16 protein-coding genes are annotated in these 19,332 nt (G+C 50.9%); 14 read left to right on the top strand and 2 right to left on the bottom strand.

All coding sequences use genetic code 11. The features are described from left to right. The first annotated feature begins 4 nt into the window (after positions 1 to 4). The 9 genes from AC0L73_RS10180 to asnB all read left to right on the top strand — a co-directional run bounded on the left by AC0L73_RS10180 (position 5) and on the right by asnB (position 11,672). Complete coding sequence (locus tag AC0L73_RS10180) at positions 5 to 820, top strand: CpsD/CapB family tyrosine-protein kinase (protein WP_227948332.1); 816 nt, start codon at positions 5 to 7, stop codon at positions 818 to 820. Positions 821 to 907: 87 nt separating this feature from the next. Further along, the gene (xrtD, locus tag AC0L73_RS10185) at positions 908 to 2,449 is read left to right on the top strand and encodes a VPLPA-CTERM-specific exosortase XrtD (protein ID WP_473653678.1); all 1,542 of its coding nucleotides are present in this window, start codon (positions 908 to 910) and stop codon (positions 2,447 to 2,449) included. A gap of 36 nt (positions 2,450 to 2,485) precedes the next feature. Then, the gene (locus tag AC0L73_RS10190; RefSeq protein WP_473653679.1) at positions 2,486 to 3,808 is read left to right on the top strand and encodes a polysaccharide pyruvyl transferase family protein; all 1,323 of its coding nucleotides are present in this window, start codon (positions 2,486 to 2,488) and stop codon (positions 3,806 to 3,808) included. An 18-nt stretch (positions 3,809 to 3,826) separates the two neighbouring features. After that, positions 3,827 to 5,074, top strand: a complete 1,248-nt coding sequence (locus tag AC0L73_RS10195) for an oligosaccharide flippase family protein (protein ID WP_473653680.1) — start codon at positions 3,827 to 3,829, stop codon at positions 5,072 to 5,074. A gap of 227 nt (positions 5,075 to 5,301) precedes the next feature. Continuing rightward, a complete protein-coding gene (locus AC0L73_RS10200; RefSeq protein ID WP_227948328.1) occupies positions 5,302 to 6,087 on the top strand; it encodes a CatB-related O-acetyltransferase in 786 nt (261 codons plus the stop codon). A 3-nt stretch (positions 6,088 to 6,090) separates the two neighbouring features. Then, complete coding sequence (locus AC0L73_RS10205) at positions 6,091 to 7,374, top strand: Coenzyme F420 hydrogenase/dehydrogenase, beta subunit C-terminal domain (RefSeq protein WP_473653681.1); 1,284 nt, start codon at positions 6,091 to 6,093, stop codon at positions 7,372 to 7,374. Then, on the top strand, positions 7,374 to 8,741 hold the full coding sequence (locus AC0L73_RS10210; protein ID WP_227948326.1) for a hypothetical protein: 1,368 nt from the start codon (positions 7,374 to 7,376) through the stop codon (positions 8,739 to 8,741). Before AC0L73_RS10205 ends, AC0L73_RS10210 begins: the two co-directional genes overlap by 1 nt. Before the next feature lie 92 nt (positions 8,742 to 8,833). Continuing rightward, positions 8,834 to 9,742 (top strand): glycosyltransferase family 2 protein, encoded by a 909-nt coding sequence (locus tag AC0L73_RS10215; RefSeq protein ID WP_473653682.1) that lies wholly within the window; start codon positions 8,834 to 8,836, stop codon positions 9,740 to 9,742. Positions 9,743 to 9,779: 37 nt separating this feature from the next. Further along, positions 9,780 to 11,672: an asparagine synthase (glutamine-hydrolyzing) gene (gene asnB / locus AC0L73_RS10220; RefSeq protein ID WP_227948324.1), complete on the top strand. Its 1,893-nt coding sequence runs from the start codon at positions 9,780 to 9,782 to the stop codon at positions 11,670 to 11,672. A 9-nt stretch (positions 11,673 to 11,681) separates the two neighbouring features. On the opposite strand, the gene AC0L73_RS10225 is transcribed toward asnB, so the two are convergent. After that, on the bottom strand, positions 11,682 to 13,559 hold the full coding sequence (locus tag AC0L73_RS10225; protein WP_227948323.1) for a right-handed parallel beta-helix repeat-containing protein: 1,878 nt from the start codon (positions 13,557 to 13,559) through the stop codon (positions 11,682 to 11,684). 96 nt (positions 13,560 to 13,655) lie between these two features. Then, entirely contained in the window at positions 13,656 to 14,633 is a 978-nt protein-coding gene (locus AC0L73_RS10230) for a glycosyltransferase family 2 protein (RefSeq protein WP_227948322.1), read from the bottom strand. A 249-nt stretch (positions 14,634 to 14,882) separates the two neighbouring features. Between AC0L73_RS10230 and AC0L73_RS10235 the strand changes: the two genes are divergently transcribed. From AC0L73_RS10235 to AC0L73_RS10255, 5 genes are all read left to right on the top strand, one after another. Next, entirely contained in the window at positions 14,883 to 15,587 is a 705-nt protein-coding gene (locus AC0L73_RS10235) for a polysaccharide deacetylase family protein (RefSeq protein ID WP_473653683.1), read from the top strand. A gap of 33 nt (positions 15,588 to 15,620) precedes the next feature. Further along, positions 15,621 to 16,115 carry a glycosyltransferase family protein gene (locus AC0L73_RS10240; protein WP_227948320.1) on the top strand — a complete coding sequence of 165 codons (495 nt, stop codon included), beginning with the start codon at positions 15,621 to 15,623 and terminating at the stop codon, positions 16,113 to 16,115. Further along, the gene (locus AC0L73_RS10245) at positions 16,112 to 16,627 is read left to right on the top strand and encodes a glycosyltransferase (RefSeq protein WP_473653684.1); all 516 of its coding nucleotides are present in this window, start codon (positions 16,112 to 16,114) and stop codon (positions 16,625 to 16,627) included. Before AC0L73_RS10240 ends, AC0L73_RS10245 begins: the two co-directional genes overlap by 4 nt. Before the next feature lie 227 nt (positions 16,628 to 16,854). Beyond that, a complete protein-coding gene (locus AC0L73_RS10250; protein WP_473653685.1) occupies positions 16,855 to 18,474 on the top strand; it encodes a tetratricopeptide repeat protein in 1,620 nt (539 codons plus the stop codon). Further along, positions 18,389 to 19,291, top strand: a complete 903-nt coding sequence (locus AC0L73_RS10255; protein ID WP_473653686.1) for a tetratricopeptide repeat protein — start codon at positions 18,389 to 18,391, stop codon at positions 19,289 to 19,291. Before AC0L73_RS10250 ends, AC0L73_RS10255 begins: the two co-directional genes overlap by 86 nt. The last annotated feature ends 41 nt before the right edge of the window (positions 19,292 to 19,332 follow it).

Raw genomic sequence — 19,332 nt, forward strand, 5'->3', positions numbered from 1 at the left:
TGACGTGGAACGTATTAAGGAAGCCATTGCCAAGGCCAAAGAAAAGCAGGTGGGCGGTCTTTCGGAGCGTACAGGCGCCACGAAGAGGGCGACACGCAACGCGGAGATTGTCGAAGGCCCGATCGTTTACAACCAGACACGTGTTGTCGATCTCAATATGGCACATCTGGAAGAAAACAGAATCATTACCTTGGACAGCGAAGATCCCAACTCAATCAGCTTTGATATTTTGAGGACGCAGGTTCTGGCGAAGATGGAGGCGAATAACTGGCGGACGCTCGCCATAACGTCGCCAACGCAGGCATGCGGTAAAACGGTTGTCTCGATCAATCTGGCTCTCAGTATTGCCAAGCAAACGGACTATACTGCACTTCTTGTCGATTTTGATTTGCGCCGGCCGCAAGTGGCTGCCTATCTGGGGTTGCCAAAAGAGAATAGCTTTGCCGATTATCTCGATGGCAAGATCGAGTTTAATGATGCCTTGGTGAACCCGGGCATTCCCCGGTTTGTGGTTCTGCCAAACCGCCGGCCGGTTAAGAATTCAACTGAAATTCTGACATCACGCAAGGTAAAATCCATGGTGGCGGACCTTCGGGATCGCTATGAGAAGCGTATCTGTATTTTTGATTTGCCGCCGCTTAACGCGACGGACGATGCCATTGCCTTTATTCCGCAGGTTGATTGCGTGTTAATGGTAGTGGCCAGCGGGGAAACTAAGCCCAGCGAAGTCAAGGATTGCCGTCGTCAGCTTCAATCGAGTAACCTCTTGGGCGTCGTTCTGAATAAATCAGAGGAAATCGCTAAAACTTACTATTACTAGAGCTCAGTTATGGCCACGGCAGCGGCAATGTAGCCTGTCGTATTTCTATCGCGATAATTGAGTAAAGGAAGAATAGCGAGAGGATGAATGGAACTGGCCCTACAACGGATTGACCGAACACGACTGTTGTTGCCAGTTCTTCTGTGCTTGGTTTTCCTGATCTATATACCCGACGGCCTGCTGCTGTGGGATGACTGGATGAATGTTGAAGAATTCAGTCACGGCCCCCTGATGTTGGCAGTTGCGCTTTATCTTCTTTGGGCGCGGCGAGACCTTCTCTCTTCACATGACACGCGCGGGAACTGGATTGGGCTTGTTTTCTGCCTGATCTCGATGGCGGTATATGCTCTGGCGGTTAAGGCGGGGATTGAGAATGTCCGCCATCTCAGCCTGTTTCTGACGATTCTCGGGCTTTTCGTTGTGTTTGGCGGCGTAACCTATGGCCGTTATGTGCTGCCGTCACTTATCCTGCTACCCTTTGTGGTGCCACCGCCCGCCTTTCTGAATGCCAACCTGACATATGGATTGCAGCTTCTTTCTACGGATATGAGCGTTGCTCTTTTGCGACTTGCCGGTATCTCCGTCTATCAGGATGGAAATATCATTGATATGGGTACCATCAAACTGGCGGTTGTAGAGGCGTGTGCAGGCTTGCGATATCTTTATCCGATGATTGGGCTGGGTGTCCTTCTGGCAATGCTGTTCGACATACCGCTTTGGAAGCGGGCCCTGTTTGTAGTCATTGCGGGCATTGTTTCCATTGTTATGAACAGCATCCGGATATTCCTGACCGGGGCCTTTGCGGAATGGACAGATACGGCAGTCTCGGACGGGTTTTTCCATCTCTTTGAAGGCTGGGTTTTCTTCCTGTTCTCCTTCGCCGTTATGATGGTAATCTGCTATCTGACGCTCAACAAGCACGAAAAAGCAACGCTTGGCGGCGGTGTCCTGAAGGCATCTGTTCCTGCGGCGGAACAAACGGAAAAATCAGTGCGCGTCGGGCCGATTGTCGGTGCGTTGCTGCTCTGTGCTGCTTTTGCTCCTGCAATCGTCATGATCCGGGGAATAGAGCCGGAAATCCCGGACCGAAAAATGTTTAACAGCTTTCCGCTCAGGATCAATGATATGATGGCCGAGGAAGACGTGCTCCCCAAGGTGGAGCAGACCATCCTCAATATGAGCGATTATTTCCTCGGTCATTACCGTGGGGGCGAAGTGCTGCCGATAACCCTGTTTATAGGGTACTATGATCGGCAATCTGCCGGAAGCACACCGCATTCGCCGCGCGTTTGCATTCCCTCCGGCGGTTGGAAAATAGAGAATCTGTCGGAAATCACGCTGAAAAATGGCGCGAATGAGGTGCCGGTCAACCGGGTGCTTGTTACTCATGGCGAGGACAGGCTGCTGGTATATTACTGGTTCAAGCAGCGTGGTAAGTATATCGCGAATGAATATAAGGCGAAGTTCAATCTGTTGTTGGGCGGGCTTTCCTCTGCCCGGACGGACGGTTCGCTCATCCGGTTATCGATGCCGATAAAGGCAAATATGACGGAGGCACAGGCGGATGCAGAATTAACGGCCTTTTCAAAAGAGTTGTTTAAGGTTCTTCCGGTATATGTACCGGACTAGATGGTTATGTGAACAAAAATTGGTAAGTATAAAGTAATGTCCGATAGTAAATCTGGAATAAAAATCGGGTTATTCGGGGCGGCGCCGGATACGTCGAATATGGGTGTCTCCGCTCTTTTCGCGTCGACCGTCGAAGGAATAACGGAACGGGTGCCCAATGCCCACTTTGCCGTCTTTGATAATAAACTCGGCAAGCGTTCCGAGATCCATCATTTTTCCGATGGTCATAAGTTTGAGGTAGAGCATATCGGTATTCGCGCCGGGCATCGCTACTACCTGCCGGAAAATATTGTCGCAATTTCTGCGCTCTCGCATTTGGGCGTATTGGGCGGGATGATGAATTCCGTCGTTCGGGATATCGACAATTTTGACGTGGTCCTTGATATCTCCGGTGGCGACAGTTTTAGTGACATCTATGGCGAGAAGCGTTTTATGAGCGTTGTTCGCCCAAAGCTGATTTCCCTGAAAAGGCACGTTCCGCTTATACTATTGCCGCAAACCTACGGCCCTTACTATGATCCGAAGTTCAACCGGATTGCCATTAAAGCGGTCAAGGGTGCGGATATGGCTTGGGCGCGCGATCCGAACAGCTATGAGATACTTAAAAATATGCTAGGCGAACAGTTTGATCCTGCGCGTCATAGAAGCGGCGTGGATTTCGCTTTCGCATTAGGGATCCGAAGCGCCGAGGAAATGATTGATCCACCCCTTCGTCAGGTGATTCAGGAAAAACGGCCAGAAAAACCGCTTGTCGGTTTGAATGTAAGCGGCCTTATATATAACGACCCCAATGCAGCCGTGTCCCAATATGGATTTAAGGCGAATTATAACGAGATTATTCATGAGTTTTGCGATTGGCTGCTTGCGGAAACTGATGCGAACCTTGTTCTTATCCCTCATGTCATGAGTGACCGCCAATATATTGAATCCGACTATGCAGCCTGCGAAAAAGTGGCGATGAGGGTTGGGGACAAATTTAAAGACAGGGTATTTGTCTCGCCTGATACGCTCGATCAGAATCAGGTGAAATGGCTGATCTCGAATATGGACTGGTTCTGCGGAACCCGAATGCATTCGACAATCGCGGCGCTTTCACGGGGTGTTCCTACCACCTCCATTGCTTATAGTGACAAGACTAAAGGCGTATTTGAAACATGCGGTCAGGGCGATGAGGTTTTTGATCCTCGAACGTTGAATACCCAGGATGTGATAGAGAGCTTGAAAGGCTCGCTTTTGCGGCGTGGCGACCTCCACGCATCTCTGGAAAATTCACTTCCCGAAGTAAAGCGGCGTGTTGATGAACAGATGTCGATCATTTCCAATTACATTCTGGATATTGTCGCTAGCAAGAACAATTAACTTGAAAGGCCGCGGGAAGTGATACTTAAGGGCCATCTAAGAAGCGGACTGTTTCTCTCATTCGGAGGAGCCGTCGGCGCTTTGAGCACTTTCGCGCGCAATATCATCATCGCGCGGCTGATTAGTGTGGAAGATTTCGGTATCGCAGCGACCTTTGGCATTACCATGGCACTGGTGCAAATGTCCACGGGCCTAGGTGTTGACCGGCTGATTGTTCAGGCGGCTGACGGGAACGAGCCAAAACTCCAGGGAACGGTGCAGGCGTTTAATATTCTGCGCGGGGTTGTGCTGGCCATAATCATGTATGCGGTAGCAAGCCCGATTGCTCATCTTTTTGACCTGCCTGAGCTTATCTGGGCGTTTCAATGGTTGGCCGTATTGCCGTTAATTACAGGTTTTGTGCATATGGACGCCTCGCGCTTCCAGCGTCAAATGAGTTTTGGTCCGTCGGTTCTTGTAGAGAGTGTGCCGCAGATTATTGCGGTTGCGCTGGCCGCTCCGCTCGCCCTGTATTTCAAGGACTACCGGGTGATGTTGTGGATCATCACGGTGCAGGCAGTCTTCACTGTGGTTCTTTCCTTCCTTGTTGCAAAGCGGCGATATTCCGCCAAGCTCAACCGGAAGTATCTTAACAGGATTTTTTCATTCGGCTGGCCGTTAATGCTGAATGGGCTCCTGTTGTTCGGTATTTTTCAGGCGGACCGTGGTATCGTTGGTATTGCCTACAGCATGGAAGATCTCGGCTGGTTCAGCGCGGCCTTCACTCTCACCTTATTTCCCTCGATGGTTTTCGCCAATGCGGCACAGTCGTTTTTCATGCCGATGCTCTCCAAGGTGCAGGATGATCCAGAAAAGCTGCGACTGGGCGCTGTCGCCACCACGCAGGCCTGTCTGTTGATTGGTATCGTCATCAGCGTTGGGCTGGCGCTTGCAGGCCCGGCATTTTTACTTCTATTGTTCGGAAACGACTATGTCGGCGGCGTCGAGATCATTGCCTGGCTTGCCCTGATGCAGGGTATTCGTATGGCAAAAGCGGGCCCCACCATTATTGCCATTTCCTGCGGGAAAACGAAACTTCCCCTCTATGCGAATATCGTGCGGAGTTTTGCGCTGATTTTCGCTCTCGTTGCGGTATGGCAGGGTTGGGGGTTCTTGGTATTGTCATCGGCGGTATTATCGGGGAAACCTTGGCAGTTATATTCTTCCTGTTCTTGCTCACGCGAAAATTTGGCATTGATTTATCTTTGCTTTACAAATCTATCGTAGTTTCAATTTCACTTGTCGTCTTGGCCATTTTTCTATCGGCCAATTTTGCAACGGGTCTGGACCCGATTTTCGAAATTGGAGGATCGATTTTGCTGACACTGGTCGCGATGGGCCTGTTTATGCTTTCTGCACTGGATCTTGTGAGATGGCTCAAGCAATCCGGTCAAACACAGACCGAAGCACAGGTTTAGGAAGATGAGACTGTTTATCAAGATGGATTGGGATACATGAAGGACAGATTTTCAGCCGAAAAGATCAGATGGGCGGAACTTCAACACGACCAGTCCCTCAGCCCGTGGTCAAATCTGATCCTGCGTGCCTATAAGTCTCGCGTTTTACGTCGGATTTGTTTCTTCCTCTGTGACCGCTTTGAAGGTAATTTATTCTATTCCCAGACGCGCCGAAAAATCATGAAACAGTATTACGGTGTTAAGGTTGGGCGTTACAGCTATGGTCCGTGTCTTGATCCGGGTGTTTTCCCTTCCGGTTCGGTGATCGGTGCTTATTGCTCTTTCGGGAGTGAGTTGATGGTTTTCCGGCGCAATCATCCGGCAGAAACCCTTACACAGCATCCGTTCTTTTATAATCGCCATCTCAATATTGTGGATCAGGACACGATCCCGCTCGATCAGGACAACCCTCTCACCATTGGGAATGACGTTTGGATTGGTAGTCGCACGACTATTCTGCCGGGCTGTAAGCGGATCGGCGATGGGGCGATTATCGGTGCCAATTCAGTGGTAACGAAAGACGTTGATGATTTTTCAATTGTTGCCGGTAATCCGGCGAAGGAGTTCCGCCGCCGTTTTACGCCCGAGGTGGCCGAGCTGGTAAAAAAATCTGAATGGTGGAACCTCAGCCTTCCCGACCTTATGAAGGCCAATGATCTCCTCTTCGATCCTGTGACGGAGCAGGGGATATCTCAGTTTATCCAGAATATGGATGGCGTGGATAAGAATGCGGCACCGGAAGTGGTGTTGCAAAAGGCGGAAAGCGGAAACGCAGGGGTTTGAGTAGTGAGTAAGAGTATCTGTAACATTACTGACGTTACCAGCCGTCAACTCTGCACGGGTTGCGGCGTTTGCGCCTTTGTGGAGCCGGAAAGGTTCCAGATGGGCGATGCGCTGGAACTTGGACGTCGGCCTTTCGTGCGCGAAGATGCGGCGCCTGAAACGGGAAAGGCGCTTCAATCCTGCCCCGGAGCCAATCTGACACATGACTTCAATAAGAATGCGTCGGGCATTGAGAAGGAACTCTTGGATGGATGGGGTCCGGTCCTTGATGTTTGGGAAGGTTTTTCTGCGGATGACGGGATTCGAAAAGGCGGCTCCAGTGGTGGGGCGGCAACGACCCTCGCCGTTTTCGGGATTGAGCAAAAAGGATTTTCTGGCGCGCTGCATACGAAGGCAAGGTCGGATGTCCCTTACCTGAACGAGACAACCTTGAGCCACAGTCGAACTGAGTTAGCGGCCTCTACCGGATCACGCTATGCCCCGGCGAGTCCATGCGACGGACTGGACCTTGTAGTAAAGGAAGAGGCGCCATCTGTATTCATCGGCAAACCTTGTGATGTTGCTGCTGTTCAGAAAGCCCGCAAACTGGACCTTGAGCTTGATAAAAAAATCGGCATAACAATCGCTTTTTTCTGCGCCGGAACGCCATCGACCAAAGGAACGTTGGAACTGTTGAAGAGAGAAGGCATCCCAGATCCGACAAAGGTCAAAAGCCTGCGTTTTCGCGGCAATGGCTGGCCTGGCATGTGGAAAGTCTTTTATGAAGATGACGCAGGCGCTGAAAAAACTGTCGAGATGACATACGCAGAATCCTGGGGGTTCTTGCAGAAATACCGGCAATGGCGATGTTACATCTGTCCCGATCATACGGGTGAGTTTGCGGATATTGCCGTGGGCGACCCATGGTACCGACCGATCGAGGAGGGGGAGCCCGGTAAATCCCTGATCGTTGCGCGAACTGAAAAAGGACGGCAATATATTCTAGATGCGGCAGCGGCGGGTTATATCACGCTCGAAAACCACGATCTGTCGCTTTTTCCGCGATCTCAGCCGAATTTGCTTGGGTCAAGAGGAAGTGTTTGGGCAAGATTGCTTATGTTACGTCTTTTCGGCGCCGCGGTTCCCAAATATATTGGGTTCAAGATGGCACGCTTCTGGTGGAGTGATTTAAGCCTGAACGAAAAGAGACAATCGATTACTGGGACAGTCCTCAGGATATTCAGAAAACGCCTGAACAAGCGGATTGATGTGGAAAGCTGGACTCCTCCAGCAAAGGATAAGGGATAATGGTCGGTGTAACCGCCTTTGTTGCAGTCGCTCTGGGCCTGCTTGCACTTTCGGTGCGACCGGGCGCGGCGATTGGCGTTCTTATCATTTCCATGATGATATGGCCGGAATATCTCCGTGTGCCAATTGGTCCGGCGGATATGTCTGCCCCTCGGTTGATTGCCCTCGCGCTGCTGGTCCGGTTCATTATTCAGGGCCGAAACGCAAAAATAAATGTCTGCTCGGTCGATTATTTGGTCTTTTTCCTCTGGGCATGGACGGTTCTTGCAACAATGATGGCCGGGGCGGAATCTGACAAAACGATCGAGATGATTGGCTACGGATTTGATACCGTCCTGATGTATTTTGTCGCCCGGCTCGGCATTCGCTCTATTCAGGATGCGGGCGGCCTTGCGCTGCCGCTCTTTGGGATCGCCGCCTTCATGTGCGTAATGGGCTGGCAGGAATCCTATACGACTACATCACCCTACGTTGGTCTGGATTCTTACCGGACCTGGGTCTGGATTGCGAAAGAGCCGGAATTCCGTCTTGGTATGATGCGTGCGAAGGTAAGTACCTCCGTTCATATTTATTATGGCATGGCGATGATGCTAATCGCCGGGATCGCTTGGGCAATACGCGCCAATCCGCGGGTTCGAAAAATGAGCACCTTTACCGCCCTTTTTGCGGCGGTTGGTGGGTTGGCCTCCATGTCTAGCGGCCCTTGGCTTGCCATTGTCACGCTGATATTCTGCAATTTGTATATTCTCCGCCCGAGCCTGATTAAGCCGACACTCTATGTGATGCTGGCTTTTGCCATATTTTTGGAGCTTGCGTCGAACCGGCATTTTTACAATCTCATCGACTATCTTGCGCTTAACTCCACAACGGCGTGGTACCGTACTCGCCTGCTGGAGGTCGCGGTGGAACAGTGGCGCGACTATTGGATTTTTGGTTCCAGCGGGATAGACATTAATTACTGGGGTGGCCTGCTCGACGGGCGGCGTCATATCGACTTGGTCAATCATTTCGTGATTGTGGCGGTCAATGGCGGTATTCCGGCCTTCCTGATGTATGTGTTCTCGCATGTCAATGCGGTGCGCTATGGCGCGAAAACCAGAAAGACGTCGAAGGACCCGTATCGCCGGAAACTGATTTTCTTCCTGATTTCCGCCCTCATCGCGCTGGATGTGTCCAGTATGTCGGTCGGCCTGTTCGAACAGCCATTGATCCTGACAAATATTCTGCTAGGCATGCTGGTTAGTGCCGGTGTTGCCTGGAATGAGGTTCCGGCGCGGACCGGCCGGCCGGCGGCTGCGCCACCTGAAATGCCGCAAGGGACCATCCAAACTGCGCAACAATCTTCCGATATGCCTAAGCCGTTATAACTGAATGAAAATCAGACCCATAACTGGCGCGCTTTTTAATAAAAATTAACTCGAGATGATTTAAGTTTGCTTTGAAGGGGATTTAGATCGCAATGGAAGAACTCGAGCTAAGCATCGTTATACCGCATTATAATGATCCGGCTGGCCTGGCAGAATGTCTGGCGACGCTGGAAGCGCAGACCTATGACAAGAGCAGGTTCGAGGTTATTGTGTGTGATAACAACTCGAAAGAAGCGGTCGTAGGGCTGGACGCCTATAACCTGACTGTCTCCCTCGTGGTTGAAACAGCTCGCGGTGCTGGACCCGCCCGAAATGCTGGCGCGGCGATTGCCAAGGGAAAATTCCTAGCCTTTACTGATTGTGATTGCCTGCTGGATCCGGACTTTGTGAAAAATGGCCTCAACCATATGCGGGACGAAGGCGAACGCAGCGTCATGGCCGGAGAAATCATCATCTATCCGGAGCATGACCGGCCCAATAGTGTTGAGGCGTTCGAGATTACCTACTCCATGGATCAGGAAGGCTATACCAAGAAGGGCGATGCCGCGACCGGCAATATGTGGACGAGTCGTGCGCTATTCGAGGAAGTCGGTACTTTTTATGCCGATGTTGCCGAGGATACGGACTGGTGCCAACGCGCCTACGCCATTGGCGCGAAGTTTCATTTCGGCGGGGATTGTATTGCCAAACATCCCGCCCGTGCCACGCTTGATGAGTTGCGGGCGAAATGGAAACGACAATCGGCGATGACGTTTAACATGTGGAAGAAAGAACCGGGCTTCGCGCTTAAATGGCCGGCCCTTTGCGTGGCGACGGCTGTTTCCGCCGTTCCGCACAGCATCCGGGCGCTGAAGGACAGGAAGCTTCCATATTTTGCAGACAAGCTGAAATCGATTTTGATATTGTTCTGGTGTCGGTTTTTTCGCGCGAAGATTATGGTGGGGTTTTATTTCAGTGGACTTGATCACATAGACCCCAATAAATATTGGACCAACACGTAAATTTACTCAGCGAAATGCTGAATTTAGGATTATAGCCATGTGCGGTTTAGCCGGATTTTTGAATTTCCCGAACCATGTTGAACATGCGAACGCCGCGTCTGTGATCCAGCAGCATCGCGGACCGGATTCGCAGGACGTCTGGTCGGAGGGGAATATCTCGCTCGCCCATCAGCGCTTGTCGATCATTGATGTCGACGCGCGATCGGATCAGCCGATGCAGAAACATCAGTATGTCATGGTCTATAATGGCGAGATCTATAACTATAAAGAGATCAAAAAGACACTTGAGACGGAACATGGGGTCGAATTCAAAACCGGGTCAGATACTGAGGTGGTGTTGGAACTGTTCCGCCTGAAGGGACCGAAATGTCTTGAAGATTTCATCGGCATGTTTGCTTTTGCGATTTATGACCGCGAGAAGAAGGAGCTTTTTCTCGCCCGTGATCATTTTGGTATCAAGCCAATGTTTTTCTTTAAGAAGGGTAAGAATTTCTGCTTCTCGTCCGAACTTAAAACCATTGCAAAAATCATTGACGAGTCGTTTCAGGTAAACTTTGCGGCCCTTGCCTCTAGTATGCAGCTCCTTTGGTTGCCGGATCACTTCTGTATTTTCGAAGGTGTTCACAAGGTGCAGCCGGGGCAATATCTGGTTGTCGATACAGACGGGAATATCAAGGAAAGCACTTATTGGGAGCTGCCTGACTATCATGCGGGTCCGATTGATGAGCGGGACGCGGTGGAGGAACTAACAAAAAGCTTCGAAAGTTCCATCGACCGGCATCTGGTGTCCGATGTTGAAGTCGGAAGCTTCTTGAGTGGCGGGCTCGATTCGTCATTGGTCAGTACAATCGCGCGGCGCAAACTCGGGAAACTCAAAACCTTCACAATTGGCATGTCGGAAGCGGACAAACGTGTCGAGCAAATGGCCGATGACCAGAAATATGCGGAAATGCTCGCCGAGAAAGAAGGGTTCGATCACGAGTCGATTGTCGTCAACCCCGATCTAATGTCATTGCTGCCGAAAGTCATTTACAGCCTGGATGAACCGATAGGCGACCCCGCCGCACTCAATACCAAGCTGATCTGTAAATCAGCGAAAGATATGGGGATTAAGGTGTTACTCTCCGGCATGGGCGCGGATGAGATGCATTTTGGATATCGCCGGCAAAAAGCCTGGCTGATGGCGGAGAAATACCGGAAATTGCCCGAAATTGTGCGCGGACCTGTCCGCGCCGTGACCAATGCATTACCGGTTCAGATTGGTGGTCGGGGCTTTCGTTTGGGGCGCTGGGCGAAGAAATTCCTCTCCTTCGCGGAGCTTCCCTCTAATGAGGCCTACCTCAGAAGCTACGCGCAGTATGACCAGCAATCTCTGTCGCAACTGATGCCCGATGTCGCGGAAAGTGAGCTTGGCGCCCTTGCCGAATATCATGACAGCGTCATGGAATCTGCCTATCAGGATGACCCCTATAACAAGCTCTGCCAAACAGATATCAAGCTCTTCATGTGCGGACTAAACCTCACCTATACGGATCGGTCCTCCATGTCTGAGTCGGTTGAAGTGCGGGTGCCCTTTATTGACCGTGAGTTTGTCGCCAGTAGCATGAACCTGCCTGGGCATATGAAATACAAGAACGGCACATCGAAATACCTGTTGAAAAAAGTCGCCGAAAAATATCTGCCGCAGGAAATTATCTACCGGCCCAAATCAAACTTCGCTGTCCCGATCCGAAGTTGGATCTCCGGTGAGTTGTCTGAATTGTTACAGGACACCCTAAGCCCGGCACGGCTGAAGTCCCGTGGCTGGTTCGACGCCGACTATGTGCAGCAGTTGATCAAGGACCATAAGTCAGGTCGCCTTGATAATTCTGCCCGTATATATCAGCTCCTCACGGCGGAGCTTTGGGCCGAGCAGATGATGGACGCTTAGTTTCGGGCCTTATGGACTAGGGATGGCGCGGGGACCAATGGCGCGCGCCTCTTTCCAGTGGCTGAAATCATAGGCCTTAAACCGGGCCACGGGCAACAGTTTGTAAATATTATCGCCCTGTCCGCGCGCGACGTTCGCTTGCTTCTCTGAAAAGAAACCCCAGATTTCATCCGTAATTCCCTCGTCGATATCGCCGCCGGGCTCCAGGGTCCAGCCATATTTCGACGATTGCAACCAGCTCAGCCCGGAATAGATATTATGGGAGAAAACCCAATCCTCCGGCGCCGGTGAGACGATCAAGCCATCAATAATGTTATTTTTGAAGACGGTAGAGGGTTCATGGCCGGGAATCTGGATAGATTTGCCGGGCTCCACTTCCGCCAGTATCATATTATGTAGAAAATGCATCGATCCGAACTGGCTGCCCCAGCTGCGAACGCGCCCCAGGAAAATATTGCTCAGAAGCCACATGCTGTTGGCTTCCTCGATATTCCCTGTACCGTGATAGGTGAAGGCAAAGGGCACATTATCGAACATATTTTCGGCAACAAGGATCGCCTTGTTCTTCAGGTAAACGGACATGCCGTTGCCATGGACACCGAGAATGTCCGAAAGAGTATTGCCGGTTACCTGAATGTTTTCTGTCTCGATCAGGCGAATTCCCGTCCGGCCTATCTTGTGAATCACATTGTCGCGAATGATGATGTCTTTTGAAAAACCGAACCGGATGCCCGAGCTTTTCTGACTGTTGGTGACCGTATTGTTGCTGACAACCACATCCTGTGCCTTGTGAAGCTGGATCGCGCCAATTCCCTCAACAGAGCGGAGATGGTCGATATAGTTGTCGCGAATGACAACATTGCGGACCGGATGATCCGAATTGATAATTGCAGTTCCGCTGGCCCAGCCGTCATGATCGCCGAAATAGTGGCGGATGTGAAACCCTTCTATCACGAGATTGCTGCTCCCGTTGATATTAAAGCCGGCGGCTAATTCGTTGATATAGAGGCGGCTGTTCTCCATCGTCTCCGGGTTTTCCGGCCAGATCACGATCCGGCGCGCTTCATTATCGATAAAATACTCCCCCGGTTGGTCGACGTCAGATGGGCGATTGAACAGGGCATAGTATGATTCGCGATCGGTGTAAGGATCATTGCCGGGTGGATTGAACTTTATCGTGTTTGATGCCGTATCAATTCCGGTAACTTCCGTCAGCAAGACAAGATTGGGTTTCATCCAGACCGCAATCCGCGCGTTCTGCCAATTCTTTTCGTCCGTGTTATCGAGACCGTTATCGAGGGTGAGATAGTCCGCGCCCATGACAGAGCGATTAACATCCCCGCCGACTACATTGTAATGCTCATAATCGTCAAACCAGAATGGGTCCGGCTGATTAGGTTCACGCGCAATCCATACTCGCCGGTCAGAGAGGAACATGGGTGTGAAGGGATTGACATCTTCTTCCAAGCTGGATTTGAACAGTTTTTCCCAATTGGGGTTGTTGTGGCAGTCGCTGGCGGAGGCGCAGGGTGTGAAGGTCGCTTTCAACTCCTTGGCGCCGCTTAAGATTGCGCGACCCTCTCCCCATCCGTTACCCTTATAGGTGATGGGTTGAGAGTCTGAACCGCCGGCCGGAATTGCGATGCTTCCCAGATACTCAACGCCGCCTTTGAAATTGACGACGTCGCCGGGGCGTAGTTTATAACTACCCGCATTCGAAGCCGCGTTCGCATCACCGGGTGCATGCTGCCATGGCGCTGACTTCGTAATACCACTGTTACTGTCCTTGCCTTTTTCGAAATCGACGAACAGATCCTGTGCAATGGCGGGGGTCGTCCAAACGCAAGCCATTGCCATGAATGAAAATATCAGATGTCGAGAAGTCACGTCCCTGTCGCCCTTTTAGTTATTTTGATTGATATTACTATAGTGCAGGGAATGCACAATTTCTTATAAATCTGGTTGGTTAAAAAGGCGGCGGATCTAGTCGGTCACATCCGTCCAAATATCCCGTCGGTCCCATACACTCTTCCAGACTTTAACCGATTCCTTTGAACTTTGGCGCCCGATCTTGGCAAGGATGAGATGCGCGAGATAACGCGATAGTGGCCAAAGTTTCATCAGCCACATGGCCAGTCCCCGCGTTGCTGCGGGAAAGTGCTTATATATAAGCGTCATTTTTGCCTTTATCAGCCGCACAAGCTTGTCTGATTGGACCGTTTCCGATGCGCCGCCGTGGTGAATGATTGTGGCTTCTGATGTGACCATGGGTTTCGCTCCGGCTTTTGCCGCGCGTGCACAGAGGTCCGCTTCTTCTGCATACATAAAAAAGGCTTTATCGAACCCGCCTAGGCTGTTCCAGAAGTCCCGCCGGATAAGAAAAAAGCAACCGGTGACCACGTCAACCTGCCGGATCCCTTCCCGGTCCCAGCTGCCCATGCCTTCCGGATTAAAAAAACTGGAATTACGAAACATCGAAGAAAAGCCAAGTGCCTGGCTTGTCAGGCTCCAAAGGCTCATGTTGGTCCAGCAGGATGTCGGGTTGAGCGTTCTGTCTGCGAACAGGGTGCGCCCGCCCCAGATGCCCGCATCGGGATAGGTTTCCGCGAAGGCCATTAATTTGTCGATCGCGCCATCAAGTACTTCCGTATCCGGGTTGAGCAGCAATAGAAACTCGCCCGTCGCATCCTTTGCGGCGAGGTTGTTAGCGGCAGCAAAACCAAGATTCTCATCCAGGCACATAACTTTCGCTTTGTCCGCATATTGTTCTGTGAGTGCCTCGGCCGACCCATCCGTTGACGCATTGTCGATGACAATAATCTCGAAAGGTGTTTCCCGGGTTTCCGCAAAAGTCGTTTCAAGGGCTTTTAGCGTCATCTCGCGCGTATTGTAACTGATGACGATAATGGAAACGGCGGGCGTTTTTGCCAGCTCTGCATTTTGCTGCGATGAAAGGCTCATAAACTCCAGATCCTAGACTTATAAAGTACATATTATAACGGAATTTCGGGATGGCCTTCCGCTAATCGCCTTTGGGCAGGGAAAACTATCGCCGAATTTAATTAAAATCCTGTTGCAAAAAATGATTTTCGCTTTGTTAAAAACAATTACAGCAATGCAGTTTTAAACAAATTAACTAAATATCGAGATTCTGTTACCTATATTGAAGCTTAATGTCAGAGAACGTGACGAACTTATCAGGATTCGAGAATGCTTGCAGTAATTACGCTTGGTCTGGTGATACTTGCCGCTTTGGGATTCTGGATTGTGCTTCCCTATTTATACAGGCGCGCCAATGTCAGAAATTTGGAAGCGCGATGCAGGGCCTCCAATACAGTAGTGCTGACCTATGATGATGGACCAAGCGCCCATTTCACGCCAGAGCTTCTTGATCTGCTGGCCGAATATAATGCGCCTGCTACCTTCTTCGTCCTTGGCGTGCAGGCAGATAGTAATTCGGAGGTGGTACTGAAAATTGCCGCGAACGGGCATGAAATCGGCAGCCATTCCTACGCACATCTGAATGCGTGGAAAGATCTTCCCTGGAAAGTCGCAAATGACATAGAGGCAGGCGTAGATTGCCTAAACCGGAACGATGTCAATGTTACCTACTTCCGCCCGCCGAATGGGAAAATCACACTTGCGACACTCCTTCAGACTTTGCTGAAGGGTCGCCGGATGGCTTGGTGGACGATTGATTCAACCGATACCTGCCCGGAAACAATTCCGCCTGAAAAGCTGGTCGAAACTGTAAAGAATGCCGGTGGCGGCGTTGTCCTTCTGCATGATTTCGAACGCAAGAATAACGAAGACCGAAATAAATTCGTACTGGAGGCGACGAGGCAGCTGCTTGAAATGGCGAAGGCGGAGAATTTTTCCGTCCGGACATTTGGCCAGCTTCAACAGAACGCCTGACATAGATTTTAGTAGTAAAGAGATTGAGTATCCATGTCTGACAAACCGAAAATACTGGCGATTTCCTCGGCCGGTGGCCACTGGGTTCAGCTGCAGCGGCTACGCGCGGCCTGGGACGATTGTGATGCCGTTTACGTAACCACGAAGGAAGGTTATCGGGAGGATCTGATCGCAGATGCAGAACGCCGCGGACAATCAACGCCCCGCTTTTACCGCGTGGTGGATGCCAACCGATGGCAGAAGTTCAGGCTTTTACGACAATTGGCAGGAATTTTGATGATCCTGATCCGTGAACGACCCGATGTTATTGTGTCTACGGGAGCTGCCGCGGGCTTCTTCGCCTTTAAAATTGGCAAACTAATGGGCGCACGCACAATCTGGGTGGACAGCATCGCCAATGCGGGGGCGTTATCCCTGTCCGGTCAGAAAGCAGGGGGCTGCGCCGACCTCTGGCTCACGCAGTGGGAGCATCTAGCCGGTGATCGAGATGGCAAAAAAGGTCCGGAATTTAAGGGGTCAGTTGTATGATATTCGTAACTGTCGGACATGAACTGCGCTTTGACCGCCTGATCAAGGGGCTTGATAGCTGGGCGCTGGAATCTGGATATAAGGATATGTTTGCGCAAGTGGCAGAGTTGGGTGAGGAGGGATACAAGCCCCGAAATTTTGCCTGGCAGAGTTTTCTCGATCCTGACAGCTTCAAAAGCCGGTTTGAAGAGGCGGATCTGATTGTCGCTCATGCAGGCATGGGTACGATCATTACTGCCCTGACGATGAAGAAGCCGCTATTGATCATGCCGCGCAGAGGCGCGTTTAAAGAAACCCGCAACGATCACCAGATTGCAACGGCGGAACAGTTCGCCCGACGAAGTGGAATTTACGTCGCAAATGACGAGACTGAACTCGGCTCAGTTCTTGATGATCTTCTCGCCAATCCTCCTTCTAAAATTGATGAGGCGGCCAGTGAGTTTGCGGAACCAGACCTCCTTCAGGCACTGCGCAATTTTATATATGACGGACAGGCGCCGGAAAATATGTGAGCGCCTGCAATTCTGAACGGATCATTAAGCATATTTTGAGATATCGAGGATAAACTGGATATCTATGGCGATCCACGTTATCCGGTCGGAGGGCATTATGTTTCCCGCCGTCTGATATATTTTGCAGCTGTGCAATGAAATTGAGTGTTTGAAGCCACAAATGGTTGCATATATGTGTAATAGTGAAGCTTCGGCTTATATGAGAAAAAGGGACAAAAGGTTAGAAAATGGCGCTTGGAAGTAAAATTGCGTGTTTTAAGTCACGGCTGACAAGCGTTGTCGCGTTGGCGATCATCCTTTTAACCCTTGCCGCCTGTGATACACCGGAGGAAAAGGCTCTAGCCCACTATTCAGCTGGAATGGCATTTGTAGAGCAGGGCAATTATGCTAAGGCGGGCATCGAGTTTCGCAATGCCCTGCAACTCAAGGAAAATTTTGCGGATGGTTGGTACGGCCTCGCTCTCGTCGAGGAAAACGACGGGAACTGGCGGAAGTATACGGGCGATATTCTCAAGGCAATTGAGATTGACCCAAAACATCTTAAGGCGCAGGTGCGCTACGGCAAGATTATGCTGTTGTCGGGAAAGTTGGAGGAAGCGCTGGAAACCAGCGATCTCGTTATGGAGCTTGCGCCGAATAACCCCGATGCACTTGCCCTGAAATCAGCTGTCATGTTTCGTTTGGGCGATAAGACGGGCGCCATCGCGGCGGCAGAGAAGTCCCTCGAACTAGATCCGTCTAATATTGATTCAATCCTTATTCTTTCAGCGGAAAAACTTTCCGTGGGTGAGCCCGCCGCTGCTGTTAAAATTCTTGATGATGGCCTTGTACACAATACAAATAATGCCCAGCTGCAGGTCGTAAAGATTCGCGCGCTGGAAAACCTTGGCCGGTCAGAAGAAATTATTGACGTGTTCTCGCAGCTGATTGCCAACAATCCGGAGAACACGGCTTTTCGTAAGAGCCTTGTCCGTTTCTATCTAAAAATCGATCGACAGGAAGAGGCGGAAAAAGAAATCCGTCAGATTGCAGCAGAGAATCCGGAAGATGTCGATGCCAGCCTGGATGTGGTTCGGTTTGCTAAGTCAGCAAAGGGGGATGAAGCCGCCGCTCTCGAGCTAGAGCAGTTGATTGAGAAGTATCCGGATGTTGTCGATTACCGTTTTGCACTAGCAGCACTGGCAGAAGCCGGGGACGATGACGAACGGGCGATGGTCATTCTAGGGTCCATCATCGACCGCGCCCGAACTGTTGAAGATGAGATCGTTGCCAGAAACAAGCTGGCACAGCTTCATTTCACCCGCGGGGACTTGGAAGAAGCGGAAAGTCTGACCCGTACCGTCCTGGATATGGATCCGACTAATACCGACGCGCTGATCCTTATCGGCGCGCTGTTAATTGATGAGGGCGAAATAGACTTGGCGATTTCGAACCTTCGCTCTTCAATATGGCAGCAACCTCGGTCCGCGCGGGCGGCCTTGCTGCTCGCCAAAGCTCATGAAATTAATGGCAGCCTGGAACTTGCAGAAGACCGCTTTGCCGCGGCGTACCGGTTCAGTAATGAGTCGCCCCGAGTCGGCATGGTCTATGCCCAGTTTTTTATTCGCCATGGAGAATTGCGGCGAGCAGAAAGACTTCTAGAAAAGCTAGTATTGAAAAACCCGAACGAAATAAACGCCTTGAAACTGCTGGCCGAGGTCAAGCTTCGTAAGCAAGACTGGATCGCGGCGGAAGAGTTGGCGGCGCGGTTGCAAACGCTAAATGAAACGGATTCTGGCAGGATATCAGATAAGCGGCGCAGCACTGGCGGGCATGCAAAACCTGGAAGAGAGCCGGAATGCTTTTGAGAAGGCTTACGAAGTAACACCCGAAGCGGGACAGGCCATGCAGTTACTGGTTCAGGCATATCTTCGGGATGGTGATGTCGACAAGGCGGAAGCTTTCCTCACCAATGTTCTCGCCAGCAGCCAAAGTAACTATCTTGCAAGTAAGCTTTTGGCCGAAATCAAGTTTAGCAAGAACGAGCCGCAGGAGGCGATAAAACTGATCCGGGATGCCATTGCCGGTGATCCGCAAGAAGAGTCGGGTTACGTCATTCTCGTAAAACATTTTCTGACGACCGGGAATAAAAAAGATGCAGAGGCGGTTCTGGGTGAAGGGCTGAAGGTGACACCGGATGGGTTTATGCTTAATATGATCCAGGCGGGTCTTTATGAATCCGAAGGCGACTATTCCGCCGCGATCGAGGTATATGAGATGCTTCTTGAAGCGAAGCCGAACTCGGAGATTGTGGTTAACAACCTCGCCAGCCTGGTCGCGGAGCATGCAGAGAATGAAGATGAATTGCAGTGGGCCTATACCTTGGCGAAACGCTTTCGGAACTCGAAAGTTCCCTATTTTCAGGATACTCTGGGCTGGGTTCATTATCGGCGGGGCGAATATAATATGGCCACCCCGCTGCTCCGAAGCGCTGTTGATAAAGAACCGAATGTAGCAATTCTCCGCTATCATCTCGGAATGGCCTACAAGGCGGAAGGGAATCGCAATAATGCGATCAGGGAGCTTGACCAAGCGGTAACGCTGGGCAAGACGCAACCGTTTTCACAGATTAAGGATGCGGAAAAGACTCTCTCGGAGTTGCGCGCAATTCCCAAAACGAACTAATTTGAAGCAATGTTTTTTTATTAATCCGGTACGACTGGTGA

This window comes from Sneathiella sp. D3-11, from assembly GCF_055809395.1.

Coding starts and splice junctions, on each gene's coding strand:
- xrtD (WP_473653678.1), top strand. CDS start 908: ATGGAACTGGCCCTACAACGGATTGACCGAACACGACTGTTGTTGCCA.
- AC0L73_RS10190 (WP_473653679.1), top strand. CDS start 2,486: ATGTCCGATAGTAAATCTGGAATAAAAATCGGGTTATTCGGGGCGGCG.
- AC0L73_RS10200 (WP_227948328.1), top strand. CDS start 5,302: ATGAAGGACAGATTTTCAGCCGAAAAGATCAGATGGGCGGAACTTCAA.
- AC0L73_RS10210 (WP_227948326.1), top strand. CDS start 7,374: ATGGTCGGTGTAACCGCCTTTGTTGCAGTCGCTCTGGGCCTGCTTGCA.
- AC0L73_RS10215 (WP_473653682.1), top strand. CDS start 8,834: ATGGAAGAACTCGAGCTAAGCATCGTTATACCGCATTATAATGATCCG.
- asnB (WP_227948324.1), top strand. CDS start 9,780: ATGTGCGGTTTAGCCGGATTTTTGAATTTCCCGAACCATGTTGAACAT.
- AC0L73_RS10230 (WP_227948322.1), bottom strand. CDS start 14,633: ATGAGCCTTTCATCGCAGCAAAATGCAGAGCTGGCAAAAACGCCCGCC.
- AC0L73_RS10235 (WP_473653683.1), top strand. CDS start 14,883: ATGCTTGCAGTAATTACGCTTGGTCTGGTGATACTTGCCGCTTTGGGA.
- AC0L73_RS10240 (WP_227948320.1), top strand. CDS start 15,621: ATGTCTGACAAACCGAAAATACTGGCGATTTCCTCGGCCGGTGGCCAC.
- AC0L73_RS10245 (WP_473653684.1), top strand. CDS start 16,112: ATGATATTCGTAACTGTCGGACATGAACTGCGCTTTGACCGCCTGATC.
- AC0L73_RS10250 (WP_473653685.1), top strand. CDS start 16,855: ATGGCGCTTGGAAGTAAAATTGCGTGTTTTAAGTCACGGCTGACAAGC.
- AC0L73_RS10255 (WP_473653686.1), top strand. CDS start 18,389: ATGAAACGGATTCTGGCAGGATATCAGATAAGCGGCGCAGCACTGGCG.